The organism is Fundidesulfovibrio putealis DSM 16056, assembly GCF_000429325.1.
GTDB classification, from domain to species: Bacteria; Desulfobacterota; Desulfovibrionia; order Desulfovibrionales; family Desulfovibrionaceae; genus Fundidesulfovibrio; species Fundidesulfovibrio putealis.
The window spans coordinates 72483-93325 of the sequence record NZ_AUBQ01000013.1; the positions used below are offsets into that span (position 1 = coordinate 72483).

General features: G+C 66.7%; 18 protein-coding genes and 1 riboswitch. Of the genes, 9 read left to right on the plus strand and 9 right to left on the minus strand.

Features of this window, described 5'->3' with window-relative positions; genetic code table 11:
• The first annotated feature begins 60 nt into the window (after positions 1-60).
• Positions 61-792 (plus strand): DNA/RNA nuclease SfsA, encoded by a 732-nt coding sequence (gene sfsA, locus G453_RS0110415; RefSeq protein ID WP_027191023.1) that lies wholly within the window; start codon positions 61-63, stop codon positions 790-792.
• A 98-nt stretch (positions 793-890) separates the two neighbouring features.
• Here the strand turns inward: sfsA and G453_RS23415 are convergent, their stop codons facing one another.
• Positions 891-1178 carry a hypothetical protein gene (locus G453_RS23415; RefSeq protein ID WP_051272282.1) on the minus strand — a complete coding sequence of 96 codons (288 nt, stop codon included), beginning with the start codon at positions 1176-1178 and terminating at the stop codon, positions 891-893.
• A gap of 137 nt (positions 1179-1315) precedes the next feature.
• Between G453_RS23415 and G453_RS29020 the strand changes: the two genes are divergently transcribed.
• The 4 genes from G453_RS29020 to G453_RS0110445 all read left to right on the plus strand — a co-directional run bounded on the left by G453_RS29020 (position 1316) and on the right by G453_RS0110445 (position 6465).
• Positions 1316-2485 carry an AMIN domain-containing protein gene (locus tag G453_RS29020; protein WP_027191024.1) on the plus strand — a complete coding sequence of 390 codons (1170 nt, stop codon included), beginning with the start codon at positions 1316-1318 and terminating at the stop codon, positions 2483-2485.
• A gap of 26 nt (positions 2486-2511) precedes the next feature.
• A complete protein-coding gene (locus G453_RS0110435) occupies positions 2512-3411 on the plus strand; it encodes a DUF1134 domain-containing protein (RefSeq protein ID WP_027191025.1) in 900 nt (299 codons plus the stop codon).
• Positions 3412-3564: 153 nt separating this feature from the next.
• A complete protein-coding gene (locus G453_RS0110440) occupies positions 3565-4149 on the plus strand; it encodes a hypothetical protein (RefSeq protein ID WP_027191026.1) in 585 nt (194 codons plus the stop codon).
• A gap of 153 nt (positions 4150-4302) precedes the next feature.
• Positions 4303-6465, plus strand: a complete 2163-nt coding sequence (locus G453_RS0110445) for a Tex family protein (RefSeq protein WP_027191027.1) — start codon at positions 4303-4305, stop codon at positions 6463-6465.
• A gap of 76 nt (positions 6466-6541) precedes the next feature.
• Here G453_RS0110445 and G453_RS0110450 read toward each other — a convergent pair whose 3' ends face one another.
• The 3 genes from G453_RS0110450 to G453_RS0110460 all read right to left on the minus strand — a co-directional run bounded on the left by G453_RS0110450 (position 6542) and on the right by G453_RS0110460 (position 11080).
• A complete protein-coding gene (locus G453_RS0110450; protein ID WP_027191028.1) occupies positions 6542-9016 on the minus strand; it encodes a glycogen/starch/alpha-glucan phosphorylase in 2475 nt (824 codons plus the stop codon).
• A gap of 298 nt (positions 9017-9314) precedes the next feature.
• Positions 9315-10112 carry a TIGR03943 family putative permease subunit gene (locus G453_RS0110455; protein ID WP_051272285.1) on the minus strand — a complete coding sequence of 266 codons (798 nt, stop codon included), beginning with the start codon at positions 10110-10112 and terminating at the stop codon, positions 9315-9317.
• Positions 10109-11080, minus strand: a complete 972-nt coding sequence (locus G453_RS0110460; protein WP_027191030.1) for a permease — start codon at positions 11078-11080, stop codon at positions 10109-10111. The genes G453_RS0110455 and G453_RS0110460 overlap by 4 nt, the downstream gene beginning before the upstream one ends.
• 110 nt (positions 11081-11190) lie before the next feature.
• Here G453_RS0110460 and G453_RS0110465 point away from each other — a divergent pair, with 110 nt between their 5' ends.
• From G453_RS0110465 to G453_RS0110475, 3 genes are read left to right on the plus strand one after another with little or no spacing between them, the layout of a single operon-like run.
• Positions 11191-11724, plus strand: coding sequence for an aminodeoxychorismate/anthranilate synthase component II (locus G453_RS0110465; protein WP_027191031.1), 534 nt, complete (start codon positions 11191-11193; stop codon positions 11722-11724).
• Positions 11693-12973, plus strand: a complete 1281-nt coding sequence (locus G453_RS26260; protein ID WP_051272287.1) for a chorismate-binding protein — start codon at positions 11693-11695, stop codon at positions 12971-12973. Before G453_RS0110465 ends, G453_RS26260 begins: the two co-directional genes overlap by 32 nt.
• Positions 12970-13773, plus strand: coding sequence for an aminotransferase class IV (locus G453_RS0110475; RefSeq protein WP_027191032.1), 804 nt, complete (start codon positions 12970-12972; stop codon positions 13771-13773). Before G453_RS26260 ends, G453_RS0110475 begins: the two co-directional genes overlap by 4 nt.
• Positions 13774-14335: 562 nt before the next feature.
• Here the strand turns inward: G453_RS0110475 and G453_RS23425 are convergent.
• The 5 genes from G453_RS23425 to G453_RS0110500 form a co-directional block, all read right to left on the minus strand.
• Entirely contained in the window at positions 14336-15064 is a 729-nt protein-coding gene (locus tag G453_RS23425) for a hypothetical protein (RefSeq protein ID WP_156920876.1), read from the minus strand.
• 83 nt (positions 15065-15147) lie between these two features.
• Positions 15148-15483, minus strand: coding sequence for a hypothetical protein (locus G453_RS0110485; RefSeq protein WP_051272293.1), 336 nt, complete (start codon positions 15481-15483; stop codon positions 15148-15150).
• A gap of 10 nt (positions 15484-15493) precedes the next feature.
• On the minus strand, positions 15494-17173 hold the full coding sequence (locus G453_RS27910) for a YIP1 family protein (RefSeq protein ID WP_027191034.1): 1680 nt from the start codon (positions 17171-17173) through the stop codon (positions 15494-15496).
• A 67-nt stretch (positions 17174-17240) separates the two neighbouring features.
• Positions 17241-18416, minus strand: coding sequence for a glycosyltransferase family protein (locus G453_RS23430; RefSeq protein ID WP_051272296.1), 1176 nt, complete (start codon positions 18414-18416; stop codon positions 17241-17243).
• Complete coding sequence (locus G453_RS0110500; protein WP_027191035.1) at positions 18404-19480, minus strand: glycosyltransferase family 4 protein; 1077 nt, start codon at positions 19478-19480, stop codon at positions 18404-18406. The genes G453_RS23430 and G453_RS0110500 overlap by 13 nt, the downstream gene beginning before the upstream one ends.
• Before the next feature lie 131 nt (positions 19481-19611).
• Positions 19612-19796: riboswitch (cobalamin riboswitch) on the plus strand.
• A 137-nt stretch (positions 19797-19933) separates the two neighbouring features.
• Between G453_RS0110500 and G453_RS0110505 the strand changes: the two genes are divergently transcribed.
• Complete coding sequence (locus tag G453_RS0110505; protein ID WP_027191036.1) at positions 19934-20836, plus strand: sirohydrochlorin cobaltochelatase; 903 nt, start codon at positions 19934-19936, stop codon at positions 20834-20836.
• Positions 20837-20843: the final 7 nt, after the last annotated feature.

Below are 20843 nucleotides of genomic sequence, written 5' to 3' on the forward strand. Positions count from 1 at the left end.
CTCACTGTTAGGTATGAAGTGTCTGACGGCGGACGGGCCGTTTCGACACTAGAGGAAAAAATGGAAACAGTAAATTCTTCCCAGGCCCATGTTGGCTTTGGCGGGAAAATACGCACGGCACGGCTGGTGGGGCGCAGGGTGCGCTTCCTGATGGATTTCGAGGACGAATCCGGGCCTTTCACGGCCCACACCAACAACACGGGGACGATGCTCGGGCTGCTTCGACGGGGAAGCGAGGCGCTTCTTTCTGTGAGCGACGCGCCGGGGCGCAAGTACGCCTGCACGGTTGAAGCGCTTCGCCTGCGCGGCTGCCGGGAGGATTTCTGGGTGGGCGTGAACACAAGCCTGCCAACGCGCATGCTGCGCGCCGCCTGGGAGGCGGGGCTTTTGCCGGACTGCGAGGGGTACACGCAGTTTACGGCCGAGCCACGCTTCGCGGGCGGACGTCTGGACGCCCGCCTAAGTGGGCCGGGCGGCGAGCTGCTGGTGGAGACGAAGAACGTCACCCTGGTGGAGGAATGCGTGGCCCAGTTTCCCGACGCCCCCACCGAGCGGGGACGCAAGCATCTGGTGGAGCTTACGCGGCTTAGGCAGGCCGGGACTCGGGCGGCGCTTTTTTTCGCAGTGCAGCGCCCGGACGGGGAGTGCTTCGGCCCTGCGGACGTGGTGGACCCGGAGTACGGCGAGCTTCTGCGCCAGGCCGTGGCCGCCGGGGTGGAGGTGTGGCCGTTCGTGGTGGACGTGGCCGAGGACGGCTACCGGCTTGGGCGGCGGCTTACGCTGGCGCTATAGCCCGGCATCACCATGGGCCGCTCCTGTATTGTCGGAACTAAGCCAAGAGAACCATTTATTTTATTTTTGAAAAACATGTTCATGTTTTTCAAAAATCGCTACAACTCGTGCGCATCAGCAGAAGCATCGAGCGCGCCCGGAGCCTCCTTGCGGCGCTTCTCGCCGTATTTCACCCGCGCTTCCCAGATCTTTCGCCCCACGCGCTGGCCCAGGTCCAGCTGACGGGCCTTCAGCAGGGCCTCGGCGGCTTCGCGATTGCCCTGCGACTTCAAAAGCGTGGCTGATTCCAGGTCGCGCAGGTACTTGGCGCACTCCGCGATGACCCCGGTCAGGTCCAGGTCGTCCAGTTCCACGGGCACGCGGACGGAGCGGACTCGGCGTTGCATGTCGGCCTCCTTGGCTTCGTTTCGTATTACAATATGTTCATCATGGCGGCAACCGCCCCGGCGTACCGCCCCGCAAATCCCCCGGCCCTTGCGGACGCCGCCGCAAGGATGATACCCAAGGCCCGCAAGGAGTCCCAATGGCCCTGACACGCAACGACAAAATGCTCATCCTTGCGGCGGTGGTCCTGGCCGCAGCCGTGGTCGCCGGGCTGGCCTGGTGGCGCACAGCCGCCAAACAGGCCGAGCAGCAGGCCCTGGTCCAACAGCAAGCCCAACAGGTTGGCCAGCTTCCGCCAGCCCCCCCCGCCGTGGAACAGGCCATCCGGATTCCCGCCGACGCCAAGCCGCCGGTCAAAGCGCCTATTACGTCAGGCACGCCCGCCCAGCCGCCCCAACCGCCCCAGACGGGCCAGACGCCAGGCCCCGCACAGGAACCGGACCAGTCGCTCCAGACCATCTTCGCGGATGAGCCCAAGCCAGAAGCGCCGCCGCAGGAGCTGGCTTCGCCGCCCGCGCCGCAGCCCGCGTTCGACACGCCCGCGCCAGCCGAGAAACCCGCGCCCAAAAAGCCGGAGACCGCAGCCGAGCGCAAGACCCGTCTGGCCGCTGAAAAGAAGGCCGCAGCCGAGGCCAAGCGCGCCGAGGCCGAGGCCCAGAAGGCCCGCGCCGACACCCTGCGCCGCGCCCAGGAGGAGCTGCGCAAGGCCGAGGCGGACCTCAAGCGCGCGCAGAAGCAACAGGCCGCGAAGACCCAGTCAGCCGCGCCGCAACCCGCAACTCCGGCCACGCCGCAGACGGCTCCCCCTGCTGCGCCTGATCCGTCTGCTGCGCCGCAGGGCGTGACGCCGACGGTACAGGAAGCCCCGGCCATCCCGGACATGTCCGGCCCCGCGCCGGAACCGGCCAAGCCTGCGGGCAAGGCCCCGGAGAAAGCTCAAGAGAAGCCCGCCGCGAAGCCCGCGCCAGAGTCCAAGACCCAGGCAGGGCCGGAACGCCGCGTGGTGGACCGCCTCTCGGTCAGCGACTCCGGCTCCGAACTGGTGGTCACCCTGCACGGGGCCTCCACCTCGGCCAAGCCCGAGGCCGTGCTCCTGGGCACGCCCCCCCGGCTGGTGATCGACCTGCCCGGCTCCTGGGCCTACAAAAATACCGAGAAACCCCAGTCGAATCTGGTGAAGGCCGTCCGCCAAGGGTCGCACCCGGACAAGCTCCGACTGGTGCTGGACCTTGCCAACGACCCCAAGGGACCGAAACACCCCGCCGTGGAAAAGACTCCCGACGGACTGGTGATCCGGCTCAGCAAATGATCAAACGCTCACCACGGAGAAACGCCTTGAACAAAGCGGCCGCTCTTCTCATCACATTGGCCCTGGCCCTGACCTGCGCGCCCGGAACGTCTTTGGCCCTGCAGGAGCGCACCATCACCGACGAACCCAGCGTCTCCAAGCCGCAGGCTCCGGCCAAGACTCCCGAATCAACCCCCGCGCCTGCCCCCGCGACCACTCCCGCCCCGGCGGCAAAGGCTGCGGCCCCTGCACCAGCGCCAGCGCCGGTGGAGAAGGCTCCGGCAACTCCTGCTGCACCTGCGGAGTCGTCCACATCCTATCAGCCGTCAGAACAGCCCAAGTCCTCCTCCGACGGCAGCTGGACGCCGGGCAGCACCAAGAGCCAGCCCCTGCCCGACACCTCTGGAGGCTCTACCGGCGAATCGGGTGGACGCATCTTCGACATGCCTGCGGCCAAGAAGACCGAGACCTACTCCCGCAAGGAAGTCGACCAGCAGGTCATGGGCTTCTTCGAGGGCGGCGCGCGCGGTCTGGCCGACCTCATTTCCAAGGCCTTCGAGCGCTACGGCGAACCCGTGGGCTTCATCAAGGGCAACGAGGGCGCGGGCGCGCTGGTGGTGGGGCTGCGCTACGGCGAGGGCTGGCTGTACCTGAAGAACGGCAAGAAGGCCTACGTCTACTGGCAGAGCCCGTCCATAGGCTTCGACCTGGGCGCGAACGCCTCCAAGGTGTTCTGCATGATCTACAACATGACCGACATCGAGCAGATCTATCAGCGCTTCCCCAGCGTGGACGGAAGCGCCTACGTAGTGGGTGGATTCGGCATGAACTACCAGAACTCCGGCGGCGTGGTGCTGGCCCCCATCCGCTTCGGCGTGGGGCTGCGCCTGGGCGCAAACGTGGGGTACATGCACTTCACCCGGGAGCGGACGATAAATCCGTTCTAGGTGCTCCTTATCTTTCGTTTATCCGAGAGGATACAAATTGAGCCAGGAGGGCGGCACGCCGCCGTCTCCCTGACTGTTGACCTGGGCGCGAAATCGACATAGCCGGATGACACGTGGTATTGTCGTGTTCCGACATCGTTCCAGGAGGCCGTCATGAACTCATGCGTGGTTGCTTTACTGGCGATTGCCGCGCTCGTGTCGTTCAATGCGCGTGACTGCTTTTCCGCCGGGGACCTGATCTATTCCGAATCCGGTAAACTCAAGATCGAGATCGTTCGGATACCGGAAAAAAACGAAGCATGGCTTGTGTCGAGCCGGAATCCCTCGGAGCGCACGCTGCTCTACCGGTTCACCCGCGACATCGACGCCGTGTTCTCCCCGGACGACAGCCGCATCGCCCTGGTGGACTGGGCAGGCAGCGACTACGCCAAAGTCGTGGTGTTCCAGAGAAAGGGCGTGGGCTTAAGCTACGCCGCGCTCAAGGACGACCTGGAAACCCCGGCCTGGAAGGCCTGCATCGCCAGCCTTGGCATAGGCTCCGCCAACGCCTTCGCCAACCGCCACACCATCGCCCTGGCCTGGTCCGGCGATTCCGGCGCAATCCTGCTGCGCCTGACCGGCATGCTCAACACGGGCGAAATGCTCAGCGCCTTCCACTGCGTCTATGATTTCGGGACGCGCCAAGTGGGCATGGACCTGAACAGGATGAACAAGGGCGCGCTGACGAGAAGAGAGTGAGGCGCGCCTGACGGAAGAGAAACTGCGGGTTTTGTTTGGAACCCGATATCCGCTGAAATACCCTCCGAAATGACGTCGGACCGGCCTGCCCAGGCGGCCCAGAGCCGGGCGTCCAGGCCCTGCATGCCGGATTATTTTTAAGGAAACATCACTGTGAACCAGAACTACTGCCCCCGCATCGCCGGGGAAATGTCGTTGTCCGCGTCCCAGGTGGCGGCGGTCGCCAAGCTGGTGGAGGACGGGGCCACCGTCCCCTTCATCGCCCGCTACCGCAAGGAGGCCACCGGCTCTCTGGACGAAGTGGCCGTGGCCGCCATCCGCGACCGTCTGGAAGAACTGGCCGAACTGGACAAGCGCCGCGAGGCCATGCTGTCCTCGCTCGAGGAACGCGGACTGCTCACCGACGAGCTGAAAGCCGCCCTGGAGAAGGCCCAGGACAAGGCCCGCCTGGAAGACGCCTACCTGCCCTACCGGCCCAAGCGCCGCACCCGCGCCTCCATGGCGCGCGAGCGCGGCCTGGAGCCCCTGGCCAAGGCCCTCATGGCCCAGCAGGGCCGCGACCCGAAATCTCTCGCAAAGCCTTTCGTGGACGCGGCAAAGGGCGTGGCGGACGTGGACGCCGCCCTGGCCGGAGCCCGCGACATCCTGGCCGAGGACATGGCCGAGAATCCCCGCCTGCGGGCCGTGGTGCGCGATCTTTTCGTCAGGCGCGGCAGGTTCGCGTCCAAGGTGGTCAAGGGCAAGGAGGAGGCCGGAGCCACCTTCCGCGACTGGTTCTCCTGGGACGAACCCCTGCGCGCCATCCCCGGACACCGCGCCCTGGCCATGTTCCGGGGCGAGGCCGAGGGGTTCCTGTCGCTCTCCCTGCGCCCGCCGGAAGAGGAGATTTTCGAGCTGGCCCGCCGCTCGCCGGAATGCGGCGTGCGCGGTCGCGGCCCGGACGCGCTCGAGGTGGAGGCCGCCCTGGCCGACGGCTGCAAGCGCCTGCTGGCCCCGTCGGTGGAGAGCGAGATACGCGCCGAAGTGAAAGCCAAAGCCGACGCCGAGGCCATCCGGGTGTTCGCCTCCAACCTGCGCGGCCTCCTGCTCGCGCCGCCTCTTGGCCAGAAGCGCGTGCTGGCCCTGGACCCAGGATTTCGCACCGGAGCCAAGCTCACCGTGCTGGACGCACAGGGGAGCCTCCTGCACCACGCCACCATCTACCCCACCACATCGCCCGGCCAGCGCGAGGCCGCCGCCGCCATGATCAAAGAGCTCTGCGCAAAGTTCCAGATCGAGGCCATCGCCATCGGCAACGGCACGGCCGGGCGCGAGACCGAAGCCTTCGTGCGCGAGCTTGGCCTCGGGGTCCCCGTAGTGCTGGTGAATGAGGCCGGGGCCTCGATCTATTCGGCCTCGGAGACCGCCCGCCGCGAGTTCCCGGACCTGGACCTGACCGTGCGCGGCTCCGTGAGCATAGGCCGCAGGCTCATGGACCCGCTGGCGGAGCTGGTGAAGCTCGACCCCAAGTCCATCGGCGTGGGCCAGTACCAGCACGACGTGGACCAGACCGGGCTGCGCCGCGCCCTGGACGACGTGGTGATGAGCTGCGTGAACGCCGTGGGCGTGGACGTGAACACGGCCAGCCAGGAACTGCTGACGGCGGTATCCGGGCTGGGACCTGCCCTGGCCAAGGCCGTGGTGGCGCACCGCGACGAGAACGGCCCCTTCCCGGCCCGCGACGCCCTGAAAAAGGTCAAGCGGCTCGGACCTAAAGCCTTCGAGCAGGCTGCGGGATTTCTGCGGGTGCGCGGCAAGGAGCCCCTGGACCAGAGCGCCGTACACCCGGAGCGCTACGCCCTGGTTCGGCGCATGGCCAAGGACGCCGGATGCACCGTGGCCCAGCTCTTGTCCGACCCTGCGGCCAGGGCCCGCGTGCGCCTTGCGGACTACGTGTCCGAGGACATCGGCCTGCCCACGCTGACAGACATCATGGCCGAGCTTGAAAAGCCGGGGCGCGACCCCCGCGCGGGCTTTTCCGCCTTCTCCTTCGTCGAGGGCGTGAACCGTATCGAGGACCTGACCCCAGGCATGGAGCTGCCCGGCATCGTCACCAACGTGACCAAGTTCGGGGCCTTCGTGGACGTGGGCGTGCACCGCGATGGCATGGTGCACGTGAGCCAGCTGGCGGACCGCTTCGTGGCGGACCCGGCGGATGTGGTGTCGGTCGGGCGCGAGGTGCTGGTGCGGGTGGTGGACGTGGACCTGCAACGCGGGCGCATTGGCCTGAGCATGCGCGGCCTGTCTGGCCAATCTGGCGGAAACAAAGCCTCCTGAAAAGAATGCATCCCGCCCCGGAAGCGTCTGGGGCGGGATGCTCTTATAGCTTTCCTCTCGTCTTCGAAAACGCCTTTCAGCCCACCCGGATGTTCCAGATTTTGCCGCAGTATTCCCTGATGGCCCTGTCCGAGGAGAACTTGCCCAGCCGGGCCACGTTCAGGATGGACATTCGCGTCCAGTTATCCCGGTCCGCATAGGCCGAAGCGGCCCTGTCCGCGCACTCCATGTAGGACTCGAAGTCCGCCAGCACCAGGTAGTCGTCGCGGCTCAGCAGGTTGTCCACCAGGGGCCGGAACTCCTCACGGTCGCCGCCGGAGAACATCCCCGACGCGATCTGTTCCAGGGCCTCGCCAAGCTCGGGCACGGACTCGCTGAAGCGCCTGGGATCATAGCCCGCCTGCTTCACCTGCGCGACCTCCTCCGTGGTGAGCCCGAACAGGAAGAAGTTCTCCCGGCCCACGCACTCGAGCATCTCCACGTTGGCCCCGTCCAGGGTGCCGATGGTCAGCGCGCCGTTTATGCCGAACTTCATGTTGCCGGTGCCGGAGGCCTCTTTGCCTGCCGTGGATATCTGCTGGGAGAGATCGGCTGCGGGGTAGATCACCTGCCCGTTTCGCACGTTGAAGTTGGGCGCGAAGATGATCTTGAGCCGCCCGGCCACCGCAGGGTCCGCGTCGATGGTCTGGCCCACGGAGTTTATGAGCTTTATGATCTTCTTGGCCATGTAGTAGCCCGGCGCGGCCTTGCCCCCGAAGATGACCGTCCGGGGCGTGAAGTCCATGCCCGGATCACGCCGCAGCCGGTTGTACAGCGCGATGACCCGGAGCACGTTCAGGTGCTGGCGCTTGTATTCGTGGATGCGCTTCACCTGCACGTCGAACATGGTCTCGGGGTCCAGAGTCAGCCCGGCGTGGACCCTGGCCAGTTCGGCCAGGCGGACCTTGTTGGCGTGCTTGGCTTCGCGCCAGAGCTTCTGGAACTGGGGGTCCGAGGCGAATTCCTCCAGGCGGATGATTTCGTCCTCGAAGCGGGTCTGCCACCCCTCCCCGATGCGCGAGGTGATGAGCCCGGAAAGCCCCGGATTGCACAGGGCCAGCCATCGCCTGGGGGTGACGCCGTTGGTGACGTTCCGGATCTTGCCCGGCGTCAGGACGGCGAAATCGCGCAGCACGTCGCGCTTGAGGAGCTCCGTGTGCAGCTCGGCCACGCCGTTCACCGCCTGGCTGCCCACCGTGGCCAGATGGGCCATGCGCACGTAGCGCGGCCCGGTCTCCTCGATAAGCGAGAGCCGCCGCAAAAGGTCGTCGTCGCCGGGATGGGCGGCGCGCACCTCGTCCAGGAAGCGCCGGTTGATCTCGTAGATGATCTCCAGGTGCCGGGGCAGCACCTCCGCGAAGAGCTCCACCGGCCACTTCTCCAGGGCTTCGGGCAGCAGGGTGTGGTTGGTGTAGGAGAAGGTCCTGGTGGTTATGGCCCAGGCTTGGTCCCAGTCCATCAGGTGCTCGTCCACCAGAAGGCGCATGAGCTCCGCCACGCCGATGGCCGGGTGGGTGTCGTTCAGCTGGATGGCGAAGGTCTCGTGGAAGGTTGCCAGGGGCTTGCCCAGCACCTTCTGGATGTGGATCATGTCCTGGAGCGACGCGGACACGAAGAAGAACTGCTGCCCGAGCCGCAGCTGCTTGCCCTGATAGCGGTCGTCGTTGGGGTAGAGCACCTTGGAGATGGTCTCGGAGAATATCTTCTCCTGCACGGCCTTGAAGTACTCGCCCGCGTTGAACGACTCGAAGTCGAAGGTGTCCACTGCCTCGGCCCGCCACAGCCGGAGCACGTTGCACTCGCGCCCGCCGTGGCCGATCACCGGCACGTCGTGCGCGCAGGCCATGATCTTCTTGCCCGGCTTCCAGCGCACCCGCAGGCGCCCCTTCTCGTCCACGTGCGTGCTGGTGCTCCCGCCCAGGCCCACCACGTGGGTGTGCTCGGCGTGGGCCAGCTCCCAGGGGAATTTCTGGCGCAGCCACTTGTCGGACAGCTCCACCTGGGCGCCGCCGCGAATCTCCTGGGTGAACATGCCGAACTCGTAGCGGATGCCGTAGCCGATGGCCGGGACGCCAAGCGAAGCCAGGGAGTCCAGGTAGCAGGCCGCCAGCCGCCCCAGGCCGCCGTTGCCGAGCCCCGGCTCGGGCTCCTTCATGATGATCTCGTCCAGGCTCTGCCCCAGGTCGGACAGGGCCCCGCGCACGGGCTCGGTGATGTTAAGCGCCAGCAGGTTGGCCCCGAGCTGCGGCCCGATCAGGAACTCTGCGGAGAGATAGGCCACCGCGCGCATGTTCCGGTTCGCGGCCAGTTTCTCCAGGCCCTTCACCCAGGTGCTCAGCATGCGGTCGCGCACGGTGTAGGCCACCGCGGCGTACCAGTCGTGGACCTCGGCCATTTCCCTGGCGTGGCCCGTCACGTAGAACAGGTTGTCCAGGATCGCCTGGCGCAGCCCCTCGCGGGACACGTCCGTGCGGGTCTCCAGGCAGTCCTGGACGCTGTTTGCGCTCGCCATCTGAGCCTCCTTGCCGTGTTTCGTTCAAGCCGCCAGGGACGGAAGTCCCATGCCGCCAAGCAAAACGGAATCAAAGCGGACAATACCCGGACCTGCGGGCTTGCGCAAACAGGGAATTGCTCGGAAGGGAAAGAGAACGAAGCGCCTGGAGCGGACGGACAGAACGGGGAGCGGGCCGGGAGACGGGAGGAGTCGTGTTGCGTGCTCAAAATCCGTCCATACGGATTTTCAAGGCAAACAGCCAAAACCATTTATTTTAATTTTGAAAAACATATTCATGTTTTTCAAAATCGCGACACTAGTAGGCGTAGGGCTCTTCGCGCCGCCACTCGTACATCATGCCCATGCCGGGGGCCTTTGTGGCCTCCACGCGGCTGGCTTCCAGGGCGAAGTCCGGCTGGACAGAGGCGAACACGGAGCCGTCGATGGACTGCGTGGCAGCTGCCTCGTCATCCTTGGACTCCACCAGCCTGCCGTACACAACCTGCCACGTGCCGTGCTCGGGCAGGGCCTGCCCCTTGGGCACGCGCACCCGAAAGCCCACGGCGGTGGAGTCGGCGTAGCAGCAGTACAGGGCCAGCCGGTACAAAACGAACTCGCTGCGCGCGTCCATCTCAGGGCTGCGGCGCGCGAAGCCCCGCACGGCGTAGTTCAGGTCCATCTTTCCCGGCATGCGGTTGGTTGCGATGTCGTAGAGCTCGCCCAGGTTTATGCGCACGTGCTCCACGCCGCCCACAGTGACGCGCGGTTCGATCACAACGGGCTGCTCCTCCACGGCGGCGGTATCCACCCCGGACACGGCGAACCAGCGCTGGATGCCCACCTCGCTCACCAGGCAGAGAACAACCACCAGCACGTACAGCGAGGCCCGCAGCCAGTTGGCCCCGGCGGGCGGGCGCACCAGCGAATACACACCCATGGCCCCCAGCGCCATGGCGGCGGCCCAGGACAAGCCACGGAACTTGGGGTTCAGGTACATCCAGTAGCTGCCAAGCGTCAGCAGATAGACCAGGAAGGCCGCCAGCCCCACGATGCACAGGGCTTCCACCAGTCCTGGAAAACGCGGCGACCTGAAGAATCCGGAAGCTTTGCTCATGGCCAGACCTTCCCGAACGCGCCCAGGAGCAGGCATGCGGAAAAGACGATCACCGCAGGCACCACGATGAGCAGGTTGACCACCTCGCGCCGGAACACGCCGCGCCACATGAGCACCAGCTTGATGTCCAGCACCGGCCCCAGCGCCAGGAAGGCCAGCTTGGCGGCCACGGGAAACCCGGAGAAGGACGCTGCCACGAAGGCGTCCGCCTGGGAACACAGCGACAACACCACGGCCAGGATCATCATGCCGCTCACGGAGAGCAGCAGGTCCTTTTCCATCATGCCCACAAGCCCCGCAGGGGCCAGGGTCTTGAAGGCTGCGGCGATCAGCGAGCCGAGAAACAGGATGCGGAACATGTCCAGGAAATCGGCCTGGGCGTGGCGCATGGCGTGGTCCAGGCGGGCTTTCAGATCCGGCCCGGACGCCTTCACTGCGGAAAGCCCCACAGCGTCCGAGAGCGAACCGAACAGCGCGGCGGGCTCGTCCCCGCAGCCGCAGGCCGAGCGGATGGGCTTGGCGTCGGCCAGCAGGAGCTCCTCGGAGCGTTTTGCGCGCAGGGCAAACCCGATGACCATGGCGACCACCGCCACCAAAGCGCAGCGCAGGGCCACGATGGTGGTGTCCCCCTGGAAGGCCACGAAGGTGGAGGCCAGCACCACGGGGTTGATCACCGGCCCGGCCAGCATGAAGGTCATGGCAGTGGCCGGGGGCACGCCCTTGGCCAGCAGGCGGCGGATCAGCGGCACGATGCCGCACTCGCAGCAGGGGACCACCATGCCCAGCACCACCCCCGCCGCTATTCCGGCCAACGGGGACTTGGGCATCATGCGCTCGATGGTCTCGCGCGAGACGAACACCTCGAACAGCCCGGAGGCCAGGGAACCAAGAAGCAGAAACGGCGCGGCCTCCAGAAGGATGGCCACGCAGACCTGCGCGAAAAGGGGTATGGCATCAAGTGAGGGCACGGCGTGAATGTTCCAGGCAGCGTTCCTACTCCCGCTCCTGGCGGCGGTCAATGCTCTCCTGAAGTCCTCCCGGCACTTGACCGGAAAGCTGGCCTCCACTACCCAGCGGCATGCGCACCCTGCTGGTGGACAACCGCGACAGCTTCACCCGCAACCTGGAACACCTGCTGGTCCAGGCGTCCGGGCACGCCCCGCACGTCGCGCCCTATGACGATTTCCGCCCCGAAATGGCCGACGCCTTCGACCTGACCGTCATCTCCCCCGGCCCCGGACACCCGCGCGGCTACCCGGCCTACGGGCCGCTCCTGGACTCGGGCCGCCCGGTTCTGGGCATCTGCCTGGGGCTTCAGATCATGAACCTGCACTTCGGCGGCTCCGTGGAGCGCCTGCCCGGCTGCGTGCATGGCAAGTCCAGCCGCTTCACCCTCTTCGGGCGCGACGTCCTGGCCGCGCGCTACCACTCGCTCTCCTTGAGCCGCGTGGCCCCGGACCTTGACGTCCTGGCCGAATTCCAGGGCATCCCCATGGCCGCGAAACACCGCAGCCTGCCGCTTCTGGGCCTGCAATTTCATCCCGAATCGTTCCTCACGCCCCAAGGGCCGGACATACTGCGTGACGCGCTCAACCTGCTGCTGCCCTGCTGAGGGACTCTCCTGGCTTGGCGCCCTGGCCCCCGAGGAGCCGGACGTCTTCCTGACGCCGACCATGCCCGGCATCCCGGCCAGCGGTGTCGTGGGGCTATGGCCCCGTCTTGAGTGGCGGCTAGGGCCCAACGGAGATTCTGACGGCGGCAGGCAGGAGCTGTCGCGCTTCTGCGATCCGGCGCACACCGGCCCCGGCCCGGCCCTGGGCTACCTGAACTACGAGGCCGGGTTCGAGGCCCTGGGCCTTTCCGCGCCGCAGTCTCCCCCGGAATTTCCCCCCGGCGTGTTCCGGAAGTACCGGGCCGTGCTCGCGCCGAGCCCGGACGCCCGCCATGTGTTCATCCACGCAGACTCACACCAGCTCGCCCGCGAGGCCGCGCTGCTGGTGCAGTCCGCCCCCCGCTCCGCCTCCATCCCCCTCTTCGACGGCCCGCTACGCGCTTCCCTGGATGCCGACGGCTACCGCCGCGCCGTGAGCCGCGCCCTGGAGCATATCCTGGACGGCGACGCCTACCAGCTGAACCTGTCCATCCGCTTCGACACGGACTGGCCCGCCGGCCTTTCCCCGGCCAGCCTGTTCACGCATCTGCTGCGCGAGCGCCCGGCCATGTTCTACGCACTGTTCCAGCTAGGCGGCCAAGCCATCGTGTCCACCTCGCCTGAACGATTCATCCGGGTTCAAGATGGCCGCGTGCTCAGCCAGCCCATCAAGGGGACCCGGCCAGCCGTCCCCGGAGCCGTCCGGGACCTGCTCGCTTCGCCCAAGGAGGACGCCGAGCTGTCCATGATCGTGGACCTCATCCGAAACGACATAAGCCCGCACTGCCGCTACGGGTCGGTACGCGTCGAAGGCCACAAATCGCTCTTCGAAGTAGACGGGCTGCTCCAGATGTACGCCAATGTAACAGGCGAGCTGCGCCCCGGCTCCACCGCCCTGGACCTCCTCTGGGACGCCCTGCCCCCAGGCTCCGTCACCGGCTGCCCCAAGCGCCGCGCCGCCGAGATCATAGCCGACCTGGAGCCTCACCGGCGCGAAGTCTACTGCGGCTGCATGGTCATGGCCCACGGCCCGCGCGACCTGGACAGCTCAGTGGCCATCCGCACCGCCCTGGCCGACCCGGCGCGCAACCTGTTCAGCTTCTTCGCCGGGAGCGGCATCGTCGTGGAATCAGACCCGGACTCGGAATACCGTGAAACCCTGGCCAAGGCCGAAAAATTCCTGGAACTCACCAGAAGGAACCAGCCATGATCGCCTGGATCGACCACCGTTTCGTCCTCCGCTCAGTCCCCTTGTCCGTCACGGGCTCCGTCTTCCGTTGCGGCGTGGGCCTCTTCGAGACCATCCTGCACCACGCAAACGAGCTGCCCCGCTTCGAGCGACACCTCCAGCGGTTGCGCGCAAGCCTTGCGGCATTGCCTATCGCCCCCAACGGGCCGCCCCCCATCCTGGGCGAATCCGGCAGGGTCCGAGAGGTGGTCCTGGAGGTGCTTCAGGCCAACACCCTGGTCGGGAAAACCGCGCGCGTGAACCTGTTCTGCTTCCAGGACGCGCCCGATGACAAGGCCAGCCTGTGCGTTGCCGCCACGCCGCACTCCATCCACGCGGATTCCACCTGCACGCTGGACGTCTACCCCCACGCGCACACCTCGCACCTCTGCACGCACAAGACCATGGCCAACATGCACCAGCGCCTGGCCTGGGACCAGGCCCGCAGCGCAGGCAAGGACGACGCCGTGCTGCAAGACCACGACGGCCTCGTCCTGGAATGCGCCGTGGCCGCCCTGCTCTTCTCAGACGGCCAACGCTTCTACACCAGCCGCACGCCCTTCAAGCTGCCAAGTCTCACCATGGAAGCCGCCGCCCAGGCGCTTGAGATCGAGGAAATCCCCATCCCACTGGCCGATATCGGGAACTTCAAACACGCCTACCGCCTGAACAGCCTCATCGGCATCCAGCCCGTGGCCGCCATCGGCAAGGTGGCCTTCGAGCCGGACTGGAAGACCTGCAAGCCGTTCTCGCGGAAATTCCTGGGATTGGGGGAAGAATGAGAGGCTGGGACTCCGTCCCAGACCCTGGCAGGGCTCTGCCCTGCACCCGCCAGGGGGATGATCCCCCTGGACCCTGCATCCGCTTCGCGTAACGCCCTGCCCCTGTTCAGTCGCCTGCCAAATCAAGAGCCCTGAAGCGCGCAAAGCCGCGCTTCAGGGCTCTATTTATTGAAATCGCCTGATTCAGCGATGGCTGGGGTTGGGGGTTGTCGCGGTCGGGTTCTGGCGGGCGGGCGACGAATCGTCTTCAAATCGGTTCGAGCCCGCCCGCCAGGACACGAACGAGACAGCCCTCAGCCCAAGCCCCGCCTCAAGCTTCCCGCGCACGACGCGAAGCGGAAAGCCGGGTCTGGGGGAGGCTTCTCCCCCAGCGGGTGCAGGGCAGAGCCCGCCGGGTCAAGGGCAGAGCCCTTGCGGGTCTGGGCGGAGCCCAGCAGGGCAGCGCCCCAATATGCCTCGTGTTGCGTCCTCAATACCCGTCCAAACGGACTTTCAAGACAACCAGCCAAAACCATTTATTTTAATTTTGAAAAACATATTCATGTTTTTCAAAATCGCGGCACTAGCTCTCCAGGTTGGAGCTCTGCAGCGGCTTCTTGGGCGGCGGCGGGGGCGCGTGGTCCTTGGGCGCGGGCACCTGCACGGAGCTGGCCCCGGAGGACTGGAACTGCATGCCGGAGTTCCACTTCTTGATGGGGCCGCCGGTGTCGTGTCCCAGCGCGGTCATGATGGACCACAGGGGGTCCTGGGGCATGCGGCTTTCGCGCCTGAAGAAGATCATGTCCGCGCTGCGATCCGGGTCCATGCGCCCGGCCTGGGACATGGCCCAGATGCGCTGTCCGGAGTTGACGTCGAAGATTTCGAACGACAGCGACACGGCCGAATCCGAGCGGGTGCCGCCTGCGAGGATGTAGGCGAGTTTTCCGGTGACCACGCAGTCCGCGCCGCGATCGCGCGCCACAAGGATGGCCTGTTCGTTGGTGAGGCCTTCTGCGGTGGGCTCGAAGAAGATCGTGGGGAACACCTGATCCTGCATCCAGGTGTTGGCGAATACTTCGGTAAGCTGCTTGGAGAGGTGGCGGGCGTTGTAGACGTCCTGCTGCACGGCGAAGGGCAGCACCACGGCCTTGAAGGGCCGGGTGGGCGCGTTCAGGGGCTGGACGTACACGGAGGGGTTGTTGCGCTTCACGTGGACGTCCACATAGAGCACGGACTGTTCGGTCAGTTTCGGGTCAACGGCGCAGCCGCCCAGCAGGGCGGCGAGCGCCAAAATCATGGCGATACGTTTCATGGCGAGGCCTCGCGGGCTGTTTTTCGGGTCATCAAGCAAAAAACGGACCCTTAGCAAATAGGATCTGGCGCAACCCGTCCAGTTTACTGGGGGCGCATGGTGGGCGGGGGCGCGGTGGACACGGTGTCCATGAGTTGCGTCTTCGAGTGCAGCAGGCTCTCGCGCAGTTCGAGCCGTTTTTTCAGCGGCAGCAGGCGGAATTCCGGCTTGGCCGTCAGCTCGTCCAGTTGATCCATCTCGTCGCGGATGCTGCGGATTTTGTCCTGGAAAGTGGCTTCCTGGGGCCAGACGCGCGTGGCGATTTCGGCCAGTTCCCGCAACTCCCGGGAGAGGTCCTGGAAGGCCTTGGGGCCGGTCTCGCGCGCCACTCGGCGGCGGTTCAGCGCCTTGCCGATACTTCGGGTGAGCCAGGCGAACACGGCATTTCTCCTACCTGCGCGTTAAAAGCACGTGCAAAACCGCGAACGAGGCCATGAAATACAGCGACCACTTCACCAGCACCGAGGCGAGCACCTGCGGGTATCCGGCCTGATGCAGCTTTTTCAGGCCGATGGCCTGGAGCGTCATGTGCCAGATCAATACGATAGGAATAAGATACTGCCAGGAAACTGGCAAGACCGTCAGCATCCAGGGCGCGCCCGCGTAGCAGATGGTGCGGAAGGTTTCCTCGAAGGGTTTGGAGGCCGAGCGCAGAAGGCCAAGCAGCAGATGGCCGAGCGCCGCGTCCAGGAACACGAAGGCCGTGACCAGGATGGGCGAGAGCCCGAGCCAGGCGAGGCTGCCGATCATCCCGGCCCCGAGCCCCTGGAAGCCGTCGGTGCGGCCAAGGTCGGAGAGGTTGGGGCCGAGTCCGAAGCGGAACCAGATGAGCCCGAAGATCATGGAGGCCAGACAGACCACGTTGGCGAACAGCAGCGGGCGGATCTTGCCGGAGAAGGGCGGGAGCTGGTCGAAGAAGTCGCCGGGCTTGAGCAGGATGGTCTTCACCGTGTTCAGGAACGAGGGCACGGCCCCGTAAAGCTCCAGCTGTTCCCAGGGAGCCACGGCGTAGGGCAGCACGGCCTTGGGCTGGTGCGCCTCCATGCCGGGTTCGGCCTGGGACTGGCGCGAAGAGTTCGCGGACGCGGCGCGGCCCGGGGGGGGCTGCCCTCCCATGGCCTGGAGCCTGGCCCAGATGTCGCGCACGGAGTCCTCGCCTGCCACGGCTTCGCCCTGCTGCGGGGCCTGGGGGTCGTCCTGCCCGTCATGACCGTCATGGCCGGAGAGAGGCTGGCCGGGCGCAGGCGAAGCGTTTGGCATGGCGTATTCGCGGGGCAGGGGCTCACGGTCGAGCTTGTCCACCGGATTTGCAAGGCCTGCCAGGCCTGTCGGGTCCGCGCCGAGCCGACCGAATTCGTCCGAGGAGGCCTGCGGGCGGGGTTCATCCGAATGGGGCTGCTGGGGCTGCCTGGGTTCGGGACAATATTCCTGCGCACGGCGGATGGCGCTCTCCACCCGGTCGATGGGGGGAGTTGGCGCAGACGCCTGGAGTTCACGCAAGGAGCCGCCGTCAGCCGCGTCCGGAAGGTCGCCGGAGGGTTCCCAGGCGATATGGCGCTCAGGCCTGGGCTGCCTGGAGGGTTCCTCGAAGCCGTCGCCTCCGCGCGGGGGCGGGAAGCGGTCGTCTCCGGGGCTGCCGAAGGGGTGGTCGGGGCCGCCGTAATCCTGCCTTGGGTCCGGGGCGCGGCGGCGTTCGCCGGCATAGGGCTTCGCCTGGAACTGGTCCGGCTCGTCGTCCGGCAGCCAGCGCGCCTGGGGGCGCGGAGGAATATGGCCGTAGTGCTCGGGATCGCCCTCGGGTTCGGGCATGTAGGCCCGCTGGGAGCGGGGTTCGTAGGGCGCGTGGATGCGGGAGGCGGGCTCGGGATCGCGCGCAGGGCGCACGGGGCGCGAGGGCCTCGGAGGATACACGGGTTCCTCCACCGCCGGTTCGGATTGAACGGACGGCTGATTCCCCCTGAACCGGAAGCGGAACTGACACTTGGGACAGGTGGCTATGCTGGAGCTGGCCGGGACTTTATCCGTGGGGATGTCCCTGCTGTAGCCGCATTGCGGGCAGACGATGCGCATCGGTGGACCTTCATATCTGGCTTGACGCCTGGGAAGGCCTTAGCCCGCCTCGGCGCGCAAATCAACGTCAAAGGGGTTGGAACCGTACCGTTTCCGGCCACGCGCCAATCATGGGCCTGGGCGTGAGGGCCGCGAAGAACGCCTCGGGGAGAACGGGATACTCCCGGTTCTGGCGGTGAAGGCCCGTCGAGCCGCCCGAGAAGCCTCCGGCCGCGTCGAACAGGGCGTGCTTGCGGGCCAGTGCCTCGCGGTCCTTGAGCACGTCGCTCAGGTGGCGGATGAAGCCTCCGCAGATCAGGCCGGTGGGGCCGCTGAGCCCTTCCAGGCGCTCATGCACGGGCCGCACGAACCGGACCTGCGGACCGGGCCGGAAAAGGCGCAGTTGCAGATCAGGCCACAGGCCCCAGCCGATCTTGACGCCGGACGGCCCGATGCCCAGCCGGGGAAAAGCGAAGGCTGCGCAGTGCTCCTGGGCCACAAGCGCGGGCAGGAGGGCGCAAAGCGCCGGGTCCAGGCGTTCGTCGCCGTCCAGGTACAGCACCCACTCGCTCCGGCAGGCGGCCAGCATGCGGTTGCGCTGGGCCGCGAAATCGTTTTCGAGCGGATGCGCCAGGTGCCGCACCGGAATGGGACATGGCGGCGGGGACGGCGGCGGCGAGGGGGCGTCCCATATCACGACGGCCTCGAAGGCCGTCTGCGGCAGGGCGGCGAAGAATTCCGGCAGGCCGGGTTCGTCCGGGTGCAGGATGGCCGCCACGCTGAGGCGCGAAGCTGGACCGGCAGGATCTGCGGGCGTGGGGAGCGCAAGCGGCGCATAGGCCGCGTGCAGCCGCTGCACGGTCTTCAGGCGGGCAAGCGCCGCCTCGTCCGCCACTTCGGGGTTCAGGACGCACACGGCGCGAGGGCGCGTGAGCCCGGCGCTTAAGAGAGTGAAGGCCAGGGCAACCGGGGAGGCGTCGGCCAGCAGCGGCAGGCCGTTGCCGAACGCGCGTGCCTGATCGCCGTCGGTCTCGCAGACCGTGAAGCCCGTGCCGGACGGCAGCGATGCGGCCACCTCGCGGGCGAATTCGCCGCGCCCCACGCCAAGCAGCACGCAGTGGCCTGCGCGGACAATCTGGCGCGCAAGCGGTCCGTTCGCGTCGAATCGCGCCGGAACGGTTGCGTACCCGCCCTGCTCCGCCTCCATGGAGAAGGAGAGCACGGCGCTGGTGTAGGCGGCGAAAAGGGCGTTCAGGTCCGGCATTTTTCTCCCGATGACGCGAGCAGGTCGTCGTAAATATCCCCCAGCTGGCGGGCTATCTCCTGCGCCCGGTACAGCCGCGCGGCTTTCTCGCGCCCCGCCGCGCCCATGCGCCGCGCCTCTTCGGGGTGCCGCCACAGCCAGAGCACGGCCTGGGCGTAGTCTTCCACGGTGGCGGCCACCAACCCGGTCACGCCATGCTCCACCAGCTCCAGCTGGGCGTTGTCGCGGTTTCCGGCAGCCGGGTGCGTCACCACCGGGAGCCCTGCGGCCATGGCCTCGGCGATGGCCATGCCGAAGGATTCGCCGGTGTCGTTGGCGTGGGCCAGGAGGCTCACCCGCCCGAAAAAGTCCGCCAGCCCCTCGTCGCGGGACTCGGGCGGCAGGCACTCGACGTTTTGTCCCAGGTCGTGATCGCGCACGAAGTCCAGGAAGTCAGGCGTGGCCCCGATCACCAGGAAGCGGAAGCCAGGCTCGCTGGCCTTCAGAATCGGCAGCATGTCGAAGGCCAGCCCGGACCACTTGCCGGGGTCGGGCCGCGACAGCCTGCCCGCCACGGGCCGCGAAAAATCGTGCTCCGGAGTGAGCCGGGCGAACAGGTCCGTGTCCACGGGATTGTACAGCACGCGGTAGCGCGAGACGTCCAGCGATGGGTTGTCCGCCGCCAGTCGCTCCAGGCAGAAGCGCGAGACAACCAGATGCAGGTCCACCACGCCGCCCAGGGGGGAATCATCCAGCCTGCCGAACACGTTGGTCTCCACCACCGCCCTGGGGCCGAAGCGCTTCACCGGGGAGAGCAACGCAGGCTCCGGCCAGCCCGCGCGGTGCAGGTGGACCACGTCCGGACGCAGCTTTTCCAGCACGGAAAGCAGGTCCCCGCCGACGATGACCGGGACGCCGTTTTGGCGCAGCAGTTCGCGGCGCTCGCCGTCCACGGGGCTGTACGCGAAGGGCGCGAACCGGGAACGGTCCAGGTGCGTGACCATGAGCTGCATGGCCTTTTCAGTGCCGCCAAGCCCCAACGACTTGACGACATGCAGGACGCGGACTGCGGGAGCGGGATTCATGGCCGGGTTATGGACTGAAACGGGGCCGGAGTCCAGTTGGGGCAGCCGTGATGCAGCGCTCCCGGCCCTGCCGCACTCCGCGCGGGTCCGATCGCACGCCTGGGTCTTGATTGACACCCCCCCGGCATGGGGCTATGCGGCGGGAGTCAGGTGCCCGCTTGTCGGGAGAATAGGGAATCCCGTGAAATCCGGGAGCGGTCCCGCCGCCGTAAGTTTCATGAAGCGCTGCCTCCTCCGTGGGCCACTGGGAGTACATCCTGGGAAGGCCGGGGCAGCCGGAACGAGCCGGAAGACCTGCCTGACCGCAGACCGCTGTTTCCGGCGCGGCAACGGGCTATTGCTGTGTTCGGACCTCCTGAGAAGGGCAAAATCGGGCCGCTTCCCTCCTGTTTGCAGGAGAGAAGCGGCCTTTTTTTTCTCTTCGCCCACAGCCGTAACCATACGGAGCATCGCATGAGCTTCACCGTCCACGACCCTGTCAGAAGAATCCTCGCCGCCCTGTTCGTCCTGGCCTTTTTGGCGGGCTGGTCCACCCACGCCGACGCCCACGGGGACAAAAAGCCCGACAAGAAGGGCATCCTGCTGGTGGCCTTCGGCACCACCGTCCCGGGCGCTGACTCGGCCTACAAGAACATCGAGAAGAAAGCCAAGGAGGCCTTCCCCGGCGTGGACGTGCGCATGGCCTACTCTTCCAGGATCGTGCGCCACAAGCTGGCCGCCGAGAAGAAGCTGAAGCTCGACTCCCCCGCCGAGGCCCTGGCCAAAATGATGAACGACGACTTCACCCACGTGGCCGTGCAGTCGCTCCAGACCATCCCCGGCGCGGAGTTTCACGACATTCTGTCCACTGCCAAGGCCTTCTCCGGCATGCCCAAGGGCATGAAGCAGATGGAAGTGGGACTGCCGCTCATGGCCACCACCGAGGACGTGGCCAAGGTGGCCGACGCCCTGCTGGCCAGCGTCCCCAAGGCTCGCAAGAGCGACGAAGCCGTGGTGCTGGTGGGACACGGAACCCGCCACCCCGCCGACGTGTACTACGCCGCCTTGCAGTACCACGTCTGGAAGAAGGACCCGCTGGTGTTCATCGGCACGGTGGAAGGCGCGCCCTCCCGGGAGGACGTGCTGGCGGAACTCAGGAAGAGCGGCGTGAAGAAGGCGCACCTGATGCCCTTTTTGGCCGTGGCCGGGGACCACGCCCGTAACGATCTGGCAGGCGACGAGCCGGACTCCTGGAAGTCGGTGATGACCGGAGCCGGGATCGCCGTGACCCCGGTGCTGAGGGGCACTGGTGACGCGTCCCCCCTGGCGGACATCTGGATCGAGCACCTGAAGAGCGCCTTCGAGAGGCTCAGGTAGCGTTCAT